Origin of the sequence: Bartonella sp. AA89HNZF, from assembly GCF_042196905.1 — a bacterium.
In the GTDB taxonomy this organism is placed as follows: domain Bacteria; phylum Pseudomonadota; class Alphaproteobacteria; order Rhizobiales; family Rhizobiaceae; genus Bartonella.
Genome location: NZ_JBHIRD010000001.1, coordinates 129526 through 149912 on the forward strand (window position 1 = coordinate 129526; position 20387 = coordinate 149912).

Sequence of the window (20387 nt, forward strand, 5' to 3'; positions counted from 1 at the left end):
GAATACAAGGATTCTCTCATTTCAAATCCTTTCATAGTAAATCAATCACTATCATTTCCTTGCTCGTCACAAATGCTGTTGGTGTGTGGGTAAGAAACACTTCAAGAAAAGAGTGAAATACCTTTAATGAATTCTCTCTATCGCCAAGAGCTATCATAATATTTTGAGCTGAAAAAGAGTATGATGGGTGCGCTTTGCACCTTTCTGACGCATAAAGATGTGGCGCCAAATGGGTTTCATGTAATTTACAATGAATTTCACATTATATTTTGTTGCAGCCCCCGTTGTGAAATGAAGTTTGATGTATTGAGAGATGTTTCTTTGAAACAAGTGCACAAACGTGCAATACAACAAATGTATTTTGTTTAAAGCATTCTGTTTTACATGAGAAAGTGACACCATTCGCAATACACAAAAACATGAAGCACAGTGCGATTCTATTTAAAAGTGTTCTTTAAGCACCTGAACCAATCGACAAAAGCAAAAGCGCAACCAATGAGAGAAAATATTCCTTTTTCCATTATTTATTCATTTTGAGCGCTTGGATAAAGGCCGATTGTGGAATTTCTACTTTTCCAAATTGGCGCATCCGCTTTTTGCCTTCTTTTTGCTTTTCCAAAAGTTTGCGCTTACGCGTAACATCACCCCCATAACATTTCGCTGTTACATCTTTACGCAAAGCACGAATTGTTTCGCGCGCTATAACCTTACCACCAATAGCCGCTTGAACTGGAATCTGAAACATATGCTGAGGAATAAGATCTTTCAGTTTTTCACACATGGAACGCCCGCGCTTTTCTGCAATCGTGCGGTGCACAAGCATAGACAATGCATCTATAGACTCTCCATTTACCAAAATAGACATTTTAACTAAATCACCTTCTGCATAATCTGTCATTTGATAATCAAAAGAAGCATAACCCTTTGAAATCGATTTTAGCCGATCATAAAAATCAAAAACAACTTCATTCAGTGGTAAATCATACGTTACCATAGCACGAGTTCCAACATAGGACAAACCAACCTGTACCCCGCGCCGCTCTTGGCATAGTTCTAAAATTGACCCAAGATAATTATCAGGAGTCATGATTGTCGCCCGAATCCATGGTTCTTCTATGGAAGAAATTTTAACCACATCCGGCATATCTGCTGGATTGTGCAACTCTTTAACAGAACCATCATTCATATTCATGCGATAAACAACCGAAGGTGCTGTCGCAATTAAATCCAAATTAAACTCACGCTCTAACCGCTCTTGAATAATTTCAAGATGCAGAAGCCCCAAAAAGCCACAGCGAAAACCAAAACCCAAAGCCGCGGATGTTTCCATTTCAAAAGAAAAACTCGCATCATTTAAGCGTAATTTGCCCATGGCTGCACGCAAATCATCAAAATCGGCAGCATCAATTGGAAAAAGTCCACAAAAGACAACCGGTTGCGCCGGCTTAAAACCAGGCAAAGCATTTTCACAAGGACGACGCTCTTCAGTAATCGTATCCCCAACCCGTGTATCTGCTACCTCTTTGATAGAAGCAGTGATAAAACCAATCTCACCTGGTCCTAATTCATCAACTTGTACCATTTTAGGTGTAAAAACCCCAACGCGCTCAACTGGATATTTTGCTCCTGTACCCATCATACGAATGGTTTGGCCTTTTTTTAAAATACCATCTATCACCCGTACCAAAACAATGACACCAAGATATGCGTCATACCAGCTATCAACCAACATTGCTTTCAAGGGATTTGCAACATCGCCTGTATGTGGAGGTGGTAATTGTGCAACAATTGCCTCCAAAACATCAGGAACACCCAAACCTGTTTTTGCTGATATTTCTACTGCTTGAGATGTATCAATGCCTATCACATCTTCAATTTGTTCTTTAACTCGCTCAGGTTCTGCTGCTGGAAGATCAACTTTATTGAGAACAACAACCAACTCATGGGAATTATCAATGGCTTGATAAACATTTGCTAACGTCTGCGCCTCTACGCCTTGGCTTGCATCCACCACCAACAGAGAACCTTCACAAGCTGCCAGTGAACGCGAAACCTCATAAGCAAAATCCACATGACCTGGTGTATCCATAAGATTTAAAATATAGGTTTCACCATTCTTTGCCTTATAGTGTAAACGTACCGTTTGTGCTTTAATAGTAATTCCACGTTCACGCTCAATATCCATGGAATCGAGTACTTGTTCTTTCATCTCACGTGTTTCAAGCCCACCTGTTATTTGAATCAAACGATCAGCTAAAGTGGATTTGCCGTGATCAATATGCGCCACGATGGAAAAATTACGAATATAATTACGATCTATTGTCATATAAGGCGATTTAGCAAAGAATAATACAAAACGCAAAGACCAATTATGCTCCGGCTTCTATCAAAAGAATATAAACCTAAAAAGCTTCTCAAAACACAACTTTTCATAGACTAAAAAATGAGGCTTTTGTTTGCTAAATTAAATCCAAGGGTGCTAAAATGATCTTTTCACATCTTGTTTGATAACTCATATGCTGACATTATATAATAAGATATTAATTTATAAATATAATTTAGCATTATTTATATTGAATTAGAACCTTGAGTACCGTAAGATTCTCTCATTTCAAATCTGTATCTCTTGAATCAATTAAAATCACTTGCTTGCACATTACAAGCGGCATAAGTGTGTGGATAAAATTTATATAAGAAAGAACTAAAAATGGCTCTTATGAACCCGTTTTAATGCAAGAGCTGTCGGCAACACCCACGAGCTGGCAAATAGTGTGATGGTGCCGACTTACTTTTTCATAAGCGTAAAGATGGAGGTGCTCAATGGATTTACCGTTATACTATTATAGGCACCGTCGCGAAATGGGAGTTGAGAGCATTAAGAGATGTTTCTTTAAAACAAGCCCGTGAATATGCAACGCAATTATGGATGCGTATATCACTAAGGCTTGCAATAAAATTCGCAAGAAATGCTTTTTTATTTGTACGCAATAATCTGTTTTTTTCAGCAATCTTATAAAATAAAATGGATATTGAGAGAGATAATTTTCTTCTCAATGTTTAAAACTTTAGAAATAGGCTTTATTGAGTAAAGTTTTTATGCCCTTTTATATAACGCCTTTCTTCTTTCATTAAAGATAAAAAAACATCAAATCTCTTCTATTAATTTATTAGTGCTTTGATTTATAATGACTATTTATTGTTTTGCAATTTAAATGAAAACCCTGAATATCGCGAGCCTTTTTCATCTTAAGCTTGCTTATAGTAAATTAGTCAAATTTTTTACACATTACAAACAGAACTGGACAAACAGGACTGGTGTGTGGATAAAGCCGTTTAAGGAATGAGTAAAATACCTCTTAATAAACTCTTTCAAGTACCAAAACTTGTCGTAATGGGAATTGATAAAGAAAATAATGCTATTAACTTTAACTTTTTATTTTAAGTAAAAATGGTGATATTTCATGGCCTTTATACATTTCACATGGACCATCAATGGGTACAACATCCATTGAAAAAATATGTCTTTTAAAAAAGTGCGTTAATGTACACCATTATGGGGCCTGCTTTGAGCGTTTCTATTTTGCATGGGAGTTAAAGAACAAAAGGAATAACGTGCGACAGTGCATAGTTTTCATTATTCAAAAATATTACCGTAGATGTTTTTGAAAGTTGTTAAAGCCGAATTTAAAAATGATCGTAAAGATGCGTATTAATTTTCACTTTTACAACTTAATGCTTAGCTCAATGAAGTTTGTTTTTCCTTTTCAGAGGTTAGAAAACAGATAGAAGCATACTCTTGCTCCAATTTGGCATGCAAAAGCTGGAATAATTTATAGAATTCTTAATCATCTTAATATTAAAAAAACTTTAAAAATGAAAACTCTACAAGCAAAAATCTCGTGCAATAAAATCATAATAAAAAAATGTATAGCTAATCAATTTTTTTAATTGCTTTATTTTTTTTACGCCATTGTGAAGGTTGTAATTCAGCCACAATGATCCCAATAAGAATAAGCAAACCGCCCAATAAAGCTAAGGGAGATAAACGTTCTCCAGCCAAACGCCCAACAATACCAGCCCATACCGGTTCACCTGCGTAAATGAGTGTCGCACGCGTAGGGGAAATAGACTTTTGTGCCCAATTCATAGCTAATTGAATGATGGCACTCATTAATGCCAATCCTATACCAATATTAAACCACACCCACGAAAATTCAGGAATGCTTTCACCCATCAAAGGCATACAAGCAAATGAAAAAAAACCACTAAAAAATAACTGAATAATGGTTACACGCCGACTATCAACCTTGTTCGCAAAAATTCCGATGAGTATGACTTCTCCAGCAATCGCTAATGCACCTAACAAAGTCAAAATTTCACCTTTTGAAAAATCAAAACTTCCAGGCTTTTGTCCTGAAATGAATACAAGCCCAATAAAAGCGAAAACAATACCAATCCAACATGCTAAACGGGGAGGTTTTTTAAACACAATCCATTGCAAGATTGGAACCATCGGTACATAAAGCGCTGTGATAAAAGCCGACTGACTACTAATAATCGTTTGAAGTCCAGCAGCTTGAAAAGCATACCCCAAAAACATGGCTAAACCAATCGCCATCCCAGCAAAAACTTCATAAACAGTTATCCTTTTTATAGAGCGCCAAAAAATTGCCCCACATATAAGAGATGCAACAATAAAACGAAATCCAACAAAAAATAGAGGACCGCTATAGCGTACCGCAATGTGAATGACTAAAAATGTAATGCCCCACAATATTGTCGCAGCAAATAGTGCCAATTCTGGTTTACTTAATAAAGGATATTTAAACTGTTTTATACTTTTCATGAAAAGCCTTCTCCTTCAATTTTCCGCACAATTTATGAAACAATAAGCGTTCCAATTCCCTGTTCGGTAAACAGTTCTAGTAAAACAGGATGAGGGGTTTTACCGTTTAAAATGACAACACCTTCCACACCATTTTGAAGGGCTTTTATACAAGTCTCTACTTTTGGGATCATGCCTCCTGAAATTGTTCCATTTTTGATAAGTTTCTCAGCTTCAGAAACTGTCAATTCTTTTAAAAGTTTACCCTGTTTATCCAAAACACCAGGAACATCAGTGAGAAATAAAAGGCGTTTAGCCTCTAATGCACCAGCAATAGCTCCAGCAAAAATATCAGCATTAATATTGTAAGTTTTACCATCGCGTCCTGGAGCCACAGGAGCAAGAACTGGTATCATTTCAGAACACGCTAAGAGATCTAGCAATGTGCGATCAACTTCAATAGGCTCACCAACAAACCCCAAATCTAAAACACGTTCAATATGAGAATCAGGATCAATGACAGTTTTATAAGCCTTTTCGGCAAAAACCATATTGCCATCCTTGCCGCATAATCCTATTGCCCATTCACCCTCAGCGTTGATGAGAGCAACAATTTCTTTGTTTATGGATCCCGCTAAAACCATTTCAACAACTTCAACAATCCGTTCATCGGTTACCCGTAAACCGTTTTCAAATCGTGATTCAATCCCCATTTTCATTAAAATTTTAGCAATTTGAGGTCCACCACCATGAACAACAATAGGATTAATCCCTGATTGCTTTAATAGAGCAATATCACGCGCAAATGCTCGTCCCAAAGCGGGATCACCCATAGCATGGCCGCCATATTTTACCACGACCGTTTCATTTTCATATTTTTGCATATAAGGTAAAGCAGACGATAAAAATGCTGCTTGTTTTTCCAAAACATCTACATCATCGTTTTTAGCATCATCCATCAATAGAGCCTCCTCATCACTTTTTACCATCTCTTAATGAAACTTAGGAAAAGTGAAAACAATAAAACCAAGCTTTACTCTATCCATCCCCCTGAAAATCGTCAATTTTCTTTTAATTTACGAAGATGAAACACAAAAAATATCCTTTAAAAATTGACCGTAAAAAATTAAACAAAATAGGTGTCAAAAAACGTCATTACTTTATGATCTTATGTATAAAATTGAAAAGCAAAATTTTGAAAATTTTTTAAGCGACGCCCTATATTCAATTCATTAATTTATACCTATGGATACTTAACAATGAATAGAAATATATACAACCATTGATTTTATAAGATAAAAGCAAAATTTTCTTATCATAATAAAATTAACCTATCGCCAAGATAAGAAACCACTCAACCGCTTTAGTAACCTATCTCAATTTTTCTTTAATGAAATTGTCAAACGAAGTTCGACCGGAGACTATAACTTTGGTTTTTAAAATTTGACTTTTTTCAATCATTAAACATGAGAAAATGTCAATTAAATATCCCTTTATGAAGAATTATAATACGTTGATTTATAATAATAATTTTATATATTTATAGCGTAAAACCCTAAATAAGAAGTCTGAATATAAGAATATTTTGTCATTTTAACTCTCACATTTCAAATCAATAAAAACCGTTGGCTTGTACGTTACAAATGAACTTGGTATTATAAATACTATAGAAAGCTTAAAATACCTCTTATTAATGCTCTCAATAGCAAAAGATGCAGCAATGTTTGAAACGAGGAATGATAGTGTCAACTTACGCATACATGAGCGTAAAAAGAGTGGTGTACAATGAAGTTTTATACCCTTTCAAGCACCATCGCATGCAATCGGGGTACATCCATTAGGAAATGTTTCTTCAAAATAAGCGTATAGATTTGTAACACAATGATCTTCTGTATGGGCGTAAGAGATTTACCTCTATTAAAGATCGCGAAAACAAAAGCGTGAGGGACTATGTATTCCATTATTAAATACTACTTTGAATATTTCTGAAAGGCGCAAAGCTAAGTGAAAAAGAGGTGGCAAAGCTTGAATTTTCTACTTTTATGCTTTTATATTCTCCTCAACTTTAGCTATATCCTCGTTGCAAAAATTACTTAAACAGATATATACAATACTCTTGTTTCACTCCGACATAAAAAAAGTTGCAACAGTAAAGAACATACTGAACTGCCTTAATATTTATCCATTTATCTCAAACATAGTGCTCTATGAGATCTGAATTGATTTACAGATAACAGCAAAAGTAAGCGCTTTATTAAAATACAAAACCAAATCCACAATCTAAAAAGACATGATTACTGCTAAAAGCTGAGATAAGGCATGTAAAAGTTATTTTGAATAAGAATAACCCGTATTTTAAGGAAAGCAGTGGTTTAAGGCTATGAAAATGCCAGAAATAAAATCGGTTATAAGAAGTTGATACTTTATTTGAAAAGATGGGTTGCCTAACAGCTTATTTAGCGTTTCTTGGCAAGCTGCTAACTATTTTATAGTTTTATTTATAGAGCCTTTAAAAAGAAATTTTGAGTGAAAAAATAAATACAAAAAATACTGAATGCATAAAGACAGCCATCATGACACCGGCAATATTTATTATCAATCACTCAATTGCGTTCTTATATGGATAAGCCCTTTTTAAAATGTCATAGACATTCAAAAATAAGACTTATCCATAAAACTCATGAAATATAAAAACTATCAGCAGCAGGAGTTTATCCTAAATTAGCTGTCTCTCTCTTTTCTTTTTAAAGAAAAAAATGCTTTTCAAAGATAATGAGACAATAGAACACTTAATGAAAATAACTTTCCCACAGTTCTCTCTAATTATTCTGAGAACATTCACATATTTTAACCAGAAATATTTTCAAAAAATTCTTTCATCCGTGAAAAAAAACCATGTGATTGCGGTGAATTTTCATGATTTGAGAGCTTTTCAAATTTTCGCAACAATTCACGTTGTTCTTGCGTTAATTTCTGCGGTGTCTCAATCGTGATATGGATGTAAAGATCACCCCTTGCTTGCTGACGGCGCAACATGGGCATACCTTTGCCTCTAAGGCGGAATTGACGTCCATTTTGTGTTCCTTCTGGGATCTTAACACGTGCTTTAACACCATCAAGGTCGGAAACTTCAAACTCTCCTCCTAAAGCAGCTGTTACCATTGAAATAGGAACGCGACAGTGAAGATCTGCTCCTTCTCGCTGAAAAAACTCATGCGGTTTAATGGAAAGAAAAATATAAAGATCACCATTGGGGCCACCACGAATACCAGCATCACCCTCACCAGAAAGGCGAATACGCGTTCCATCTTCAATACCAGCTGGAACATTTACGCTCAATGAACGTTTTTTCTCTATACGCCGTGTCCCCTGACATTTGGGGCACGGATCGGTAATAGTTTCACCCCGTCCATGACATGTAGGACATGTCCGCTCAATAGAAAAGAAACCTTGCGCAGCACGCACACGTCCAGATCCATGGCATGTTCCACAAACTTGTGGCTTAGAGCCCTTTCTCGCTCCTGATCCTTCACAAACATCACACGTAACGGAACTGGGAATATTAATTTCTGCAGTTTTTCCTGAAAATGCCTCTTCTAAAGTCACTTCCATATTATAACTCAAATCTGCACCACGTTCGCGACTATCACCACGCTTACGGTGGGTCCCTCCCATAATCTCACCAAAAAAGTCTTCGAAAATATCCGCAAATCCACCACCAGCAGCAAAACCACTAAAGGGATTTGCTCCCCCTTGACCACCGCTATTTTCAAAGGCTGCATGGCCAAATCGATCATAAGCAGCACGCTTCTGGGGATCTTTAAGAACTTCATAGGCTTCGCCAATTTCTTTGAATTTTCGCTCTGCCTCTTTATCCCCCGCGTTGCGATCAGGATGATATTGCATTGCCAACTTACGAAAAGCAGATTTCAACTTTTTATCATCACATTCGCGAGTCACGCCAAGAATTTCATAATAGTCAACCTTCATCATGTATTCCTGATAATTTTTCTGTCATCCAACTTTATGGATAATATTGCTTTTAATTTATATTTTTAGCAACAAAGTTGCAACTTATCTCAAATAATAAAGCCCAGCCTTATATTTCAAAGGCCGGGTTTATAAATTAATCAACACATACGCTGACACTATTTCTTCTTATCATTAACTTCTTCAAAATCAGCATCGACAACATCATCATTCTTTGTTTCTGTTTCAGTGTCCGCGCTCGCTGCTTGTGAAGCTTCATACATAGCCTGTCCAAGTTTCATACTGACTTCTGCTAATTTTTGCATCTTTGTTGCTATCTCTTCCGTATCACTGCCTTCAAGCGCAGATTTCAAATCAGAGATTGCTGTTTCAATCTGTCCCTTTTCTTCAGCTGATACTTTATCGCCATATTCATTGAGCGACTTTTCAGTTGAATGAATAAGAGCCTCCGCTTGATTTCTAGCTTCAACACCTTCACGGCGTTTTTTATCCTCAGCCGCGTGCTCTTCTGCATCCTTTACCATTTTTTCAATATCAGCATCACTTAAACCGCCTGATGCCTGAATACGAATTTGATGCTCTTTCCCTGTTCCCTTATCCTTGGCCGAAACATTAACAATACCATTCGCATCGATATCAAAAGTAACTTCAATTTGAGGTATACCACGTGGTGCTGGAGGAATACCAACAAGATCAAATTGAGCCAATAACTTATTATCACTTGCCATTTCCCGTTCACCTTGGAAAACACGAATCGTTACAGCACTCTGGTTATCATCAGCTGTCGAAAAAACTTGCGATTTTTTCGTCGGGATAGTGGTATTGCGCTCAATAAGGCGTGTAAAAACCCCACCCAAGGTTTCAATACCCAAAGATAAAGGTGTTACATCTAGCAGCAATACGTCTTTGACATCGCCTTGCAATACACCTCCTTGGATGGCAGCGCCCATTGCAACCACTTCATCAGGGTTAACGCCTTTGTGTGGATCCTTACCAAAGAAGTTCTGCACAACTTGCTGAATCTTAGGCATACGTGTCATACCACCCACTAAAACAACTTCGTCAATCTCACCAGCCTTTAATCCAGCATCTTTCAACGCAGCTTTACAAGGTTCGATGGTACGCTGCACTAAATCGTCAACGAGAGATTCAAATTTTGCCCGAGTCAATTTCATTGTTAAGTGCTTGGGACCTGATTGATCTGCCGTGATAAATGGTAAATTAACTTCTGTTTGCTGTGACGAAGAAAGCTCAATCTTTGCTTTTTCTGCTGCTTCTTTTAAGCGCTGTAAAGCCAGTTTATCATTTTTCAGATCAATTCCTTGCTCTTTTTTGAATTCATCGGCAAAATAACCGACCAAGCGCATGTCAAAGTCTTCACCCCCTAAAAATGTATCCCCATTGGTTGACTTAACCTCAAAAACGCCATCTCCAATTTCAAGGACTGAAATATCAAATGTACCACCACCAAGGTCGTAAACAGCAATTGTTTTTCCGTCCTTTTTGTCCAAACCATAAGCTAAAGCAGCAGCAGTTGGCTCATTAATAATCCGTAAAACTTCAAGTCCAGCAATTTTACCTGCATCTTTCGTGGCTTGACGTTGCGCATCATTAAAATAAGCAGGAACCGTAATAACGGCTTGTTCAACTTTTTCACCAAGATAAGATTCTGCTGTTTCCTTCATCTTTTGCAAAATCATAGCTGAAATTTGTGACGGAGAATATTTCTTTCCCGCCTCTTCAACCCATGCATCACCATTGTCACCTTTAACAATTTTATAAGGAACAAGCGCTTTATCTTTTTCAACCATAGGGTCATCAAAACGGCGCCCTATCAAACGTTTAACTGCAAAAACTGTCCCTTCAGGATTTGTCACCGCCTGCCGTTTAGCAGGTTGCCCAACAAGCCGCTCCCCCCCATCAGTAAAGGCAACAACGGAAGGTGTTGTTCGCGCTCCTTCTGAGTTTTCAATAACTTTTGCATTTTTGCCATCCATAACAGCCACACAAGAGTTCGTTGTCCCCAAATCAATACCAATTACTTTTGCCATATTATAATCTCCATTCAGCAAGCTACCTCAACCTTCATAAAGCATCTTTTTAAGATAGCTCCTCATAACACCTAAAGCCCGTATATTGCTTCAAGCAACATAAATAATAATAAACTGCAAGTCGCAACAAGCCTTGCTGCCTCGTATATAAGAACAGGCTTTTATTGCTACAAGAGAATAATGAGAGAAACATCTCCAAAATAAAAAATTTATTTTAAAATAGGCACTCTAATGACCCATAAATACCATATTTATGAGAGACTTGAGAGCATAATATATTTTTCTTGCAATTCTCAAAAAATATATCTTTCTATAAAAATTAAAAAATAAAAGAATGATTGCACTCTCGCTCTTGATCTTCTCATCATTGATAAAATCGTACTCACGTAAAAGCTTTTTAAAAGGCGAATAATTTATATCACAAATATTATAGATTTTTCTTGGACTAAAATAGTCATCATATCTAATGCTCATATCAGTAAAGGTATTATCTATCAATCTCCTTTCAAAAATTCTCCCTCTAACGGTCTCAGTGTTTGCGGCTATTTGAAATCTGTGCTTTAAATTCACCTAAAGCGTTTTTTCTTAACTGTATAATTTTGAACTTTGAAAATATATAAAAATACCTCTGTATAAACGCTTTAAAATGCCAAAAGCTGTCATAATATTAAAAATTGGTAAAGTGGTTAATGATTGTTCTGTATTATATCTTCATTAAGTAAAATAGTAGTGCATCATAGATTTTATACCATTTGCAAATACTATTTATGAGATGAACACGGAAGCGTTAAGAGGTGTGTTGTCATTGTAAATCTTACTGTCTTCTTTTAAATTTCAAGAATTCTATGATTTTTATATTCAAATCAATTTCATTTTAGTATTTCTTTCTTTTATTTTAAATAAAAGCTCTGCTAAAATAAAAAATATTCAAAGTGTGAATCTTATGAAGGAGGGTAAATCAATGATGACATCTATTATTAAGAAAATAACAAATCTCATCTTTAAGAATATAATACATACACAATATCCATATAAAAAGGTTATCATAAATATCGTGTGTACTCTTCTCTTTGCTGGTATAATCCTGCCAGCAGGTGCTCAGCAATATAAACTTGGCGACATAGAAATTCTCAATCCTTGGACACGCGAAACACCTAGAGGTATAAGAGTTGGTAGCGGTTATCTCTACATTATTAATCACAGTAATACCCCAGACCGTTTGGTTTCTATTTCCACAAACGGAGTAAAAACAACAGAGATACACTCTATGGCTGTCGTTAACGATATTATGAAAATGGAAAAAATGCACAATGGCATTGAAATTCCGGGAAATGGCGAAATCACGCTTAAGCCTGGCGGTGATCATATTATGTTCATGGGGCTTTCACAACCATTTAAGTTAGGTGATAAAATTAGCGCAAAATTAACATTTGAGAAAGCAGGAACCATTGATGTTGATTTCTCTGTAAACGCTATGAAAGTACCATCACCTTCTAAATCCTCTCCTGTTCACTAAGCTCCTTTTATTATAAATACACACTTTATAAAATGAAGAAGTGTGAAATTTTTTACGCTTCTTTATTTTTTGTTTAATGCCATCAGTAAAAAATTATCCCCTTTGATGAATTAACTATGGTCAATTTCAGGAATACGTAAAACTTGACCAGGATAAATTTTATCGGGAGATTTTAGCATTGGCTTATTGGCTTCAAAAATAAATGTGTTTTTATTACCTTGCCCTTTTCCATAAACCTCTTCAGCAATTTTCCAAAGATTATCACCAGATTTAACCTCATAAAAGCGAGAAGTTTTTCTAGGCGTTGTATCTATAACCTTTAATTGATCAACATCTACAGAAGAGATACCTTGTGAATTGCCAACAACCAGCAGTGCTTTTTCAAGTGTTTCCCTATCTGGAACTTCACCGCTTAAAATAGCTTTACCGTCTTCAACTTGAATATTGACTTTTTCTGTACCGAGTTGAAAATGATCAAATGCTCTCTTAAAATCCTTTTCTTTTGGTTCATGATCCCCAATACCTAACTTTTCCCCTACAGTTTTAATAAAATTAAAAAATCCCATTACGACCTCATTTCGTGTAGCAGAAACAAATTTTTGTGCATATATTGCCACATTCTTTTCTTTGCTCTTAAAACACATAGGCAGATTTTCTAAACTTCAATAATCAAAACTACATCTGTTCAATTATGAGACAAATACAATAATAAACTTTGTAATAAACCTTGATAAAAAAAGCCTTTATGAAAATTTTCTCTCAAATGAAGGGATCTTAATAGACGTAGAAACATTATAAATTATGAAAGCAAAACAAGATTTTACAGTAATGACAAAAGGTTTTTTACTTTGCTACAATTTGTATCATATTTGTTTTGCAAAAAAAATATGAACTCCCATATAAATAAGTGTGGGTAATTTGCTACCACAGCAATAGAAAGGTCTAAGAAACCATGAAAGATACACCAACAATCACGCAAACGATTGTACTTGTTGATGATGATCGCAATATTTTGACATCTTTATCTTTTGCGCTTGAGACAGAAGGATATCGGGTTGAAAGCTATACAGATGGAGCATCTGCACTCAAGGGTCTCACACTTCACCCTCCACACTTAGCTATTTTTGATATTAAAATGCCCCGAATGGATGGGATGGAACTTTTGCGCCGTTTGCGTCAAAAATCTGATCTTCCAGTTATTTTTCTTACCTCTAAAGATGATGAAATTGATGAATTATTTGGTCTCAAAATGGGAGCTGATGATTTTATTACTAAACCTTTCTCCCAACGTCTTCTTATTGAACGAGTGAAAGCTATTTTACGCCGTTCTAATGCACGTAACCAACCGCTTTCTACAGGAACTTCTTCCACCTCTTCTCTCAAACGTGGAGATCTTGTGATGGATCAAGAACGCCACACCTGTACATGGAAAGATAAACCTGTTATTTTAACCGTTACGGAATTTTTGATTCTGCAAACCTTAGCACAAAGACCAGGAGTTGTAAAAAGTCGTGATGCTTTAATGGATGCTGCTTATAGTGATCAAGTATACGTAGATGATCGCACCATTGATAGTCACATTAAACGTCTGCGTAAAAAGTTTAAACAAGTGGATGATGATTTTGCAATGATTGAAACACTTTATGGTGTAGGTTATCGTTTCCACGAGGTATAAAACTACTTTGTCGCAAAAATTTGAATGGCAATCAAATCGATGACAGACAATTCTCAACTGGAAACTTTACAAAAAACAACCGTTAATGGTACCTCCTCAACGCCATTTCTTATGTTCGCTGGTTTGCATCTTCGAACACAACGTCTCTTTAGACAATTGCTTTTTTCCAGCCTCACACGTCGCATTGTTATATTAAACATTGCTGCCCTTGCCGTTTTAGTTACAGGCATTTTATACCTTAACCAATTTCGCGATGGTTTAATTGAAGCAAAAATCAAAAGTTTATGTACCCAAGGAAAAATTATTGCTGGGGCTATTGCTGCTTCTGCAACAGTAGATACAAATTCTATCCTCATTGACCCTCAAAAACTCTTAGAGTTACAGACTGGTGAAAGCGTTACACCCGCTCCTCAATCAACCGATTCTTGGGATTTTCCTATTAACCCTGAGCAAGTTGCCCCTCTTTTACGGCGTCTTATTACACCTAAAACGACAAGAGCACGTATCTATGATCGTGATGCTACTCTCCTTCTTGATTCGCGCGTTCTTTATTCTAGTGGAGAAGTTTTTAGTTATGATTTACCCCCACTTAAAACAGAACAAAACATGTGGGATCGCCTTACTTCATGGTATTCAAGCGTATTTTATGGCAAAGGTATTGCTCTTGACAGAGAACAAACAAAAACCAGTGGTATTGCTTATCCAGAAGTGTACCGCGCATTAAACGGATCTCTTGCTACGGCTAAAAGACGCAACAGACAAGGGCAATTAATTGTTTCTGTTGCCGTTCCTGTTCAACGCTATCGCGCAGTGGTTGGTGCTCTTCTTCTTTCAACCACTGGTTCCGATATTGATAACATTGTAAAAGGCGAAAGACTGGTTATCTTTAAAGTTTTTGCCGTTGTAGGTAGCGTACTTTTGGTTCTTTCTCTCTTTTTGGCCCATACGATTGCCCATCCATTAAGTAAATTATCTGCCTCGGCTAATCGAGTGCGTAATGGCAATAATCAGCGTGTGGAAATTCCTGATTTTTCAATGCGTGAAGATGAAATTGGTCACCTTTCAACTTCTATTCGTGATATGACCAATGCCCTTTATATGCGTATTGAAGCCATTGAACGTTTTGCTGCTGATGTAAGCCACGAATTAAAAAATCCTCTCACCTCCCTACGCAGTGCTGTTGAAACGCTCCCTCTGGCTAAAAATGAAGAAGCACAAGAGAAATTGCTTGAAATTATTCAACATGATGTGCGCCGCCTTGATCGGTTGATTACAGATATTTCTGATGCATCGCGGCTCGATGCAGAGCTTGCACGAGAAACTGCAGAGATCGTTGATATGACACCGCTTTTGGAAAGTCTTGTTCATGCTGTTCAGGAAGTGTATCGTAATACGCAAACTATTGATATAAGCCTTAATATTGTCCCACGTCCTCATGGAAAAGCCTATCTTGTATTGGGACACGAACTCCGTTTAGGACAAGTGATTTCAAATCTTCTTGAAAATGCGCGTTCTTTTATTCCTCGGAATCGTGGCAAAATTTGCATTACTATGAAAAGTCATGCTTCAACCCTTATTTTAACCATTGAAGATAATGGCCCAGGTATTCGTTCAGAAAATATTGAACGCATTTTTGAACGTTTTTACACAGATCGACCAAATGAAGATGCTTTTGGACAAAACTCTGGACTTGGCCTTTCTATTAGTCGGCAAATCATCGAAGCTCATAATGGGACAATTACAGCCGAAAATATTATTGATCCTACACTTGGGAAGTGTAAAACTGGTGCACGTTTTACTATTATGCTTCCGCTTGCTAAATAAATCTTTTATCCAAAGTAAAAGACATGAAAACAAAATGTGAAATACTCCACGCAAATTGCCTGCAACTAGGCGGCAAGGGGCTGTTAATTATAGGTCCATCTGGATCAGGAAAATCAACCATCACCCTCTCTTTGCTTGACCGCGCTGAGTGGTCAAAACGTGAAGCGAAGCTTATCAGTGATGATTATACAATGTTGCGTGCGGAAAATGGAAAGCTTCACGGATACACTCCTGATAATTTAGAGGGCGGCATCGAGATTCGTGGCGTTGGTCTTTATATGATAGAATTTGAAAAGCACACAACTATCGATTGTGTTATTTTTCTCGGTCCGAAGTATGAACGTTTTTCCACAAATAAAACTTTTCAATTTGAAAATTTGCACATTCCTCTTTTAAAACTTCCCTCTCTTCGTGAAGCCGATTGTACAGCCATTTGTCAAGCTATTGAAGCATTTTTGTTTAGAAGAATATGGCAAAAATCTGTCTAATTTTTTTCTAAAGATAAAAAAATCACAATTTTTGCCTTTTTTTTGCAAATTTTTCTTGGCAGCAAGATAAAGCCTTGTACAATGTCTTTCCCACCAACTATGGTCGGGTCTTATTAGTTAACAGGAGTTTGCGTAAATGATTGGACTCGTGCTTGTAACGCACGGTGAGCTGGCTGTCGAATTTTTACATGCCGTGGAACATGTTGTTGGAGTACAAGAAAAGTTCGCAACAATATGCGTTTATCCCGATGACGATATAGATCAGCGCCGAGGTGATATTATAGCCGCAGTAACCGATACAGATACGGATCATGGCGTCATCATATTAACAGATGTGTTCGGTGGAACACCATCAAATATAGCTATTCCTGCTATTGAAAAAGGACGCGTTGAAATGATTGCGGGTGTTAATTTGCCCATGCTTATTAAACTGATTTCTATTCGCAAATGTCCTGATATTTCATTATCAGACGCGTTAAGAATAGCACAAGAAGCAGGGCGTAAATATATTAATGTACCAAGTATAATTTTATAGCGGATAATAAAATACCAATGTTTTCCAAAGATACCCTCCCATGTATAAGTCGTCATTTCAATATCTGTAATAAACGTGGGTTGCATGCACGTGCCTCTGCAAAATTTGTACAAACTGTTGACAATTTTAATGTTACTGTTGAAGTTGAAAAGGACGGAAAAATTGTTGGCGGATCATCAATTATGGGACTTATGATGCTAGCGGCTTCATCCGGTTGCAACCTTACCATTCGTGTTTCAGGACCAGAAGCAACAGATGCTCTTAATGCTCTTGAAAAGCTCATCAATAACAACTTTGGAGAGGAAAACTAGTGCTTTTTCATCATAAACAAGGATGATAATTCTTAGAAAATAGGAACTTTCCATCATTATTTTGAATTTTAATTTCTCTTCCCGCTTTTATACCAATATTCATATCCATTATAGATTGGTATAATTATCATAAATGTAAAAGCTTATAGTTATTTTGTTATGCAATAATTTTTTCCTTTTCCTAACATTATTTGGCCCATTTGAATAGTTTTGCGTATTATGGCTATTCCCCAACTTAATCATATAATTAGACCTTTACAGAAAAGAGAACTCTTCACCTTTGTATTAGAATATGCTTTATTTTAGGCTAAAGATAAATGTCAAAATAATTTCGCACATCAAAAATCTATCAACTTTCTTATTTTCTGCTCACTTTGTAGCTTTTATAATACACAAGTAATCTTCCATTGCACATCATTGTGATACAGATCATGAAAATGCAATTCTTATCAATGTCATAACCATTTTCTTAAAACGAATAAGCTTTGTAAGCTCATAATTATAGTAAGAATTCTTTAGACATTCTTTTTCTATACTATTGCCTTGTTTTCTGTGGTACGTGCCCCGCCCTTATTATCTATATTGCGCTTGGGATAACATCTTTCATTATAAGGAGATAATATCATGGATCGTCTATTTAGTGCTCTTCAGATTCCTCAACAAACAACAAAAGCCCTCATATCATTGCAAAATGGCTTACCAAAAGCGCAATGGATCAATCCGCAAAATTTTCATGTAACCTTATCTTTTTTTGGCGAAGTTGAAAGCTCCCTAGAAGATGAAATTATGCATACCTTTAACACTATAGAACTTCCTTCTTTTACGCTACAGATAAAGGGTTTTGAAGTTTTTAGTTCAGAAAATGCTCCCCATTCTCTTGTGGTTTGCATTGAACCTTGTGAAAAGCTTACTCTTTTACATGAAAAGATGCAATATATCCGGAATAAATTAGAGTTAAAGCCTGATGAAAGACTATTTATTCCGCATATCACTCTTGCACGAATATTTGATATTAATCTTAAAGATCTTTCTTCTTATCTATCTTCTCGAGATGATTTTTCGCTCCCTCCTTTTGAGGTTGATCATTTTGTTTTATTGTTATCGGCCTCTCCCTTAAATAAGACTCCCTATATTGTAAAAGGAAGTTGGGCGCTTCAAAGATAAAAGGGTGTTATAAACACCCTTTAAAAAAAGACTTCACATATATGTAATTGCAGGGAATACTGCATTTTATGTTGGAGATTTATTATTGATGTGTTTTAAGCCGAATCAGCTTCAACAGAAGCTTCTTTTGCTCCTCCTTTAGCTACACCCACTATAGCTGGACGTAGCACCCTTTCCCCGATAATATAACCTGCCTGAACCACTTGTTGAACAGTATTATCTGGAACATCAGCATTGGGAATTTCAAACATCGCTTGATGAAAGTGAGGATCAAATTTTTGCCCCTCTGGATGAATTTTTTGCACCCCATGACGTTCTAATGCTGCCATCATGGCACGTTCAGTCATTTCAACGCCTTCTGCTAATGATTTCAAACCAGCATCACTCTCCCGTGCACCTTCTGGAATCGCTTCCAAAGCACGATTGAGATTGTCAGAAACCGATAACATATCCCTTGCAAAATTAGCAATGGAATAAGCCTTTGCATCCGCCACATCTCGCATAGTACGGCGTCGAAGATTTTCCATATCTGCAACAAGACGTAAAAGTTGATCTTTCAATTCTTTATTTTCATCCTGCAAAGACGCTAAAAGATCACTAACCTCATTGCTTTCTGTTTCAACGACTTCGTGTTCCTCTGTTTTATGTGTTTTTAAAAATTCATCGGCTGCCTGTTTAAGTGTATTACGATCAGCTGGATTTTTTAAATCACAATTTTCAAATGAAGCGTCAGTAAATTTGTTTTTTTCATCAGACATAAAAATTTTATTCCTTCATAAGATTCGTTATTCTCGATATCGAAATTCTACAGACAAAAATCAAGGGGTATCGATGTATATAATACAATGAGCTTTTATAGTACAAATACTTACTTGCACCGTTTTAACGCAATAACTGTGACACAAGTTGAGCTGTATAATCAACCATGGGCACGATCCTTGCATAATTAAGCCGTGTAGGACCAATAACACCTAAAGCACCAATGACTCTTTGTTGTGAATCACGATAAGGTGCTACAACTAAAGAAGAACCAGAAAGTGAAAATAACTTATTTTCTGAACCAATAAAAATTCTAACCCCAGAACCTTCATCCGTTAAATCGAGAAGCTGTGCCATACTCTCACGCGTTTCAAGATCATCAAACAAATGGCGCAACCGTTCTAAATCTTCTTCTGCTTTTACATCTTCAAGCAAATTGCTACGCCCGCGAACAATGAGGTGTATTTTATGATCAGCATCTTCTCCTCCCCAAAGAGCTAATCCCGTTTCAACAAGATGATGCGATAAATCATCAAGTGCAGCCCGTGTTTCTGCACATAAGCGGGCAATTTCCCCTTTAGCTTCACTTAGTGTGCGCCCTTGGATATGGGCATTGAGAAAATTCGTTGCTTCCGTCAATTGTGCATGAGTAACCCCTTCTGGTAAATGAACAATACGATTTTCAACTTCACCTTGTTGAGTCACCAAAACGGCAAGAGCGTTCTCCCTATCAAGGCGCACAAATTCAATATGTTTCAATGTTCCTTCTTGTTTCGTTGCTAAAACAAGCCCTGCCCCACGTGATAGATCTGAAAGAACTCGGCTTGCTTGAACAAGAAAATGTTCAACCGATTGTGCATGACCAGCCTCTTTGACTTGCATTTCAATATTTTCTCGCTCTTCGTTTGGCAAATCACCCGCTTCCATAAATGCATCAACAAAAAAGCGTAAACCTGATTGTGTTGGCATTCGACCCGCAGAAACATGTGGTGCATAAATCAAACCGAGATGTTCAAGATCACTCATCACGTTACGAATCGTTGCAGGTGATAATGTCTGTTGCAAAAGCCGCGAAAGATTACGTGACCCTACAGGTTCCCCATCATTAAGATAAGCTTCAACAATATGGCGAAAAATATCACGCGAACGCTCATCAAGATATTTTAGTTCATTATCAATAGTTTTGTGTTTCATCACAATTGTTTCACTATTTTTAAAATCCTCATCTCTTATATAAGTTTTGCCAAGG

At 36.6% G+C, this 20387-nt stretch carries 15 protein-coding genes and 1 pseudogene; 8 read left to right on the forward strand and 8 right to left on the reverse strand.

What is annotated here, in order from left to right:
* Positions 1–520: 520 nt before the first annotated feature.
* Positions 521–2326: a translation elongation factor 4 gene (lepA, locus tag ACFIN0_RS00440; RefSeq protein WP_375610054.1), complete on the reverse strand. Its 1806-nt coding sequence runs from the start codon at positions 2324–2326 to the stop codon at positions 521–523.
* Positions 2327–2773: 447 nt separating this feature from the next.
* On the opposite strand from lepA, the pseudogene ACFIN0_RS00445 reads away from it, so the two are divergent.
* A pseudogene (locus tag ACFIN0_RS00445) lies at positions 2774–2917 on the forward strand (integrase); the annotation flags it as partial.
* A gap of 1014 nt (positions 2918–3931) precedes the next feature.
* Here ACFIN0_RS00445 and ACFIN0_RS00450 read toward each other — a convergent pair.
* The 4 genes from ACFIN0_RS00450 to dnaK form a co-directional block, all read right to left on the reverse strand.
* Complete coding sequence (locus ACFIN0_RS00450; protein WP_375606150.1) at positions 3932–4846, reverse strand: DMT family transporter; 915 nt, start codon at positions 4844–4846, stop codon at positions 3932–3934.
* 32 nt (positions 4847–4878) lie between these two features.
* On the reverse strand, positions 4879–5784 hold the full coding sequence (gene argB, locus ACFIN0_RS00455) for an acetylglutamate kinase (protein WP_375606149.1): 906 nt from the start codon (positions 5782–5784) through the stop codon (positions 4879–4881).
* A 1888-nt stretch (positions 5785–7672) separates the two neighbouring features.
* A complete protein-coding gene (gene dnaJ, locus ACFIN0_RS00460; protein ID WP_375701721.1) occupies positions 7673–8815 on the reverse strand; it encodes a molecular chaperone DnaJ in 1143 nt (380 codons plus the stop codon).
* Positions 8816–8973: 158 nt separating this feature from the next.
* Positions 8974–10866, reverse strand: coding sequence for a molecular chaperone DnaK (dnaK, locus tag ACFIN0_RS00465; protein ID WP_375610012.1), 1893 nt, complete (start codon positions 10864–10866; stop codon positions 8974–8976).
* A gap of 961 nt (positions 10867–11827) precedes the next feature.
* Here dnaK and ACFIN0_RS00470 point away from each other — a divergent pair.
* Positions 11828–12382 carry a copper chaperone PCu(A)C gene (locus ACFIN0_RS00470; protein ID WP_375606146.1) on the forward strand — a complete coding sequence of 185 codons (555 nt, stop codon included), beginning with the start codon at positions 11828–11830 and terminating at the stop codon, positions 12380–12382.
* Between the two features lie 110 nt (positions 12383–12492).
* Here ACFIN0_RS00470 and lysM read toward each other — a convergent pair whose 3' ends face one another.
* Entirely contained in the window at positions 12493–12948 is a 456-nt protein-coding gene (gene lysM / locus ACFIN0_RS00475; RefSeq protein ID WP_375606145.1) for a peptidoglycan-binding protein LysM, read from the reverse strand.
* 386 nt (positions 12949–13334) lie between these two features.
* Here lysM and ACFIN0_RS00480 point away from each other — a divergent pair, with 386 nt between their 5' ends.
* From ACFIN0_RS00480 to thpR, 6 genes are all read left to right on the forward strand, one after another.
* Positions 13335–14057 (forward strand): response regulator transcription factor, encoded by a 723-nt coding sequence (locus ACFIN0_RS00480; protein ID WP_005774392.1) that lies wholly within the window; start codon positions 13335–13337, stop codon positions 14055–14057.
* Between the two features lie 39 nt (positions 14058–14096).
* A complete protein-coding gene (locus tag ACFIN0_RS00485; RefSeq protein WP_375606144.1) occupies positions 14097–15881 on the forward strand; it encodes a stimulus-sensing domain-containing protein in 1785 nt (594 codons plus the stop codon).
* Between the two features lie 23 nt (positions 15882–15904).
* Positions 15905–16369, forward strand: coding sequence for an HPr kinase/phosphatase C-terminal domain-containing protein (locus ACFIN0_RS00490; RefSeq protein WP_375606143.1), 465 nt, complete (start codon positions 15905–15907; stop codon positions 16367–16369).
* A gap of 136 nt (positions 16370–16505) precedes the next feature.
* Positions 16506–16904 (forward strand): PTS sugar transporter subunit IIA, encoded by a 399-nt coding sequence (locus ACFIN0_RS00495; protein WP_375606142.1) that lies wholly within the window; start codon positions 16506–16508, stop codon positions 16902–16904.
* A 17-nt stretch (positions 16905–16921) separates the two neighbouring features.
* Positions 16922–17215 (forward strand): HPr family phosphocarrier protein, encoded by a 294-nt coding sequence (locus ACFIN0_RS00500; protein WP_012754483.1) that lies wholly within the window; start codon positions 16922–16924, stop codon positions 17213–17215.
* Between the two features lie 624 nt (positions 17216–17839).
* Positions 17840–18379, forward strand: coding sequence for an RNA 2',3'-cyclic phosphodiesterase (gene thpR, locus ACFIN0_RS00505; protein ID WP_375607938.1), 540 nt, complete (start codon positions 17840–17842; stop codon positions 18377–18379).
* 95 nt (positions 18380–18474) lie between these two features.
* Here thpR and grpE read toward each other — a convergent pair whose 3' ends face one another.
* Both grpE and hrcA read right to left on the reverse strand, forming a co-directional pair.
* Positions 18475–19137 (reverse strand): nucleotide exchange factor GrpE, encoded by a 663-nt coding sequence (gene grpE / locus ACFIN0_RS00510; RefSeq protein ID WP_375606140.1) that lies wholly within the window; start codon positions 19135–19137, stop codon positions 18475–18477.
* Between the two features lie 124 nt (positions 19138–19261).
* Entirely contained in the window at positions 19262–20332 is a 1071-nt protein-coding gene (hrcA, locus tag ACFIN0_RS00515; protein ID WP_375610010.1) for a heat-inducible transcriptional repressor HrcA, read from the reverse strand.
* Positions 20333–20387: the final 55 nt, after the last annotated feature.

What these genes read in the sequence shown, in the direction of transcription:
- thpR (WP_375607938.1), top strand. Translation starts at nt 17,840, where the DNA reads ATGGATCGTCTATTTAGTGCTCTTCAGATTCCTCAACAAACAACAAAA.
- dnaJ (WP_375701721.1), bottom strand. Translation starts at nt 8,815, where the DNA reads ATGAAGGTTGACTATTATGAAATTCTTGGCGTGACTCGCGAATGTGAT.
- ACFIN0_RS00480 (WP_005774392.1), top strand. Translation starts at nt 13,335, where the DNA reads ATGAAAGATACACCAACAATCACGCAAACGATTGTACTTGTTGATGAT.
- ACFIN0_RS00470 (WP_375606146.1), top strand. Translation starts at nt 11,828, where the DNA reads ATGATGACATCTATTATTAAGAAAATAACAAATCTCATCTTTAAGAAT.
- ACFIN0_RS00490 (WP_375606143.1), top strand. Translation starts at nt 15,905, where the DNA reads ATGAAAACAAAATGTGAAATACTCCACGCAAATTGCCTGCAACTAGGC.
- ACFIN0_RS00450 (WP_375606150.1), bottom strand. Translation starts at nt 4,846, where the DNA reads ATGAAAAGTATAAAACAGTTTAAATATCCTTTATTAAGTAAACCAGAA.
- argB (WP_375606149.1), bottom strand. Translation starts at nt 5,784, where the DNA reads ATGGATGATGCTAAAAACGATGATGTAGATGTTTTGGAAAAACAAGCA.
- dnaK (WP_375610012.1), bottom strand. Translation starts at nt 10,866, where the DNA reads ATGGCAAAAGTAATTGGTATTGATTTGGGGACAACGAACTCTTGTGTG.
- lysM (WP_375606145.1), bottom strand. Translation starts at nt 12,948, where the DNA reads ATGGGATTTTTTAATTTTATTAAAACTGTAGGGGAAAAGTTAGGTATT.
- hrcA (WP_375610010.1), bottom strand. Translation starts at nt 20,332, where the DNA reads ATGAAACACAAAACTATTGATAATGAACTAAAATATCTTGATGAGCGT.
- ACFIN0_RS00485 (WP_375606144.1), top strand. Translation starts at nt 14,097, where the DNA reads ATGACAGACAATTCTCAACTGGAAACTTTACAAAAAACAACCGTTAAT.
- ACFIN0_RS00500 (WP_012754483.1), top strand. Translation starts at nt 16,922, where the DNA reads ATGTTTTCCAAAGATACCCTCCCATGTATAAGTCGTCATTTCAATATC.
- ACFIN0_RS00495 (WP_375606142.1), top strand. Translation starts at nt 16,506, where the DNA reads ATGATTGGACTCGTGCTTGTAACGCACGGTGAGCTGGCTGTCGAATTT.
- lepA (WP_375610054.1), bottom strand. Translation starts at nt 2,326, where the DNA reads ATGACAATAGATCGTAATTATATTCGTAATTTTTCCATCGTGGCGCAT.
- grpE (WP_375606140.1), bottom strand. Translation starts at nt 19,137, where the DNA reads ATGTCTGATGAAAAAAACAAATTTACTGACGCTTCATTTGAAAATTGT.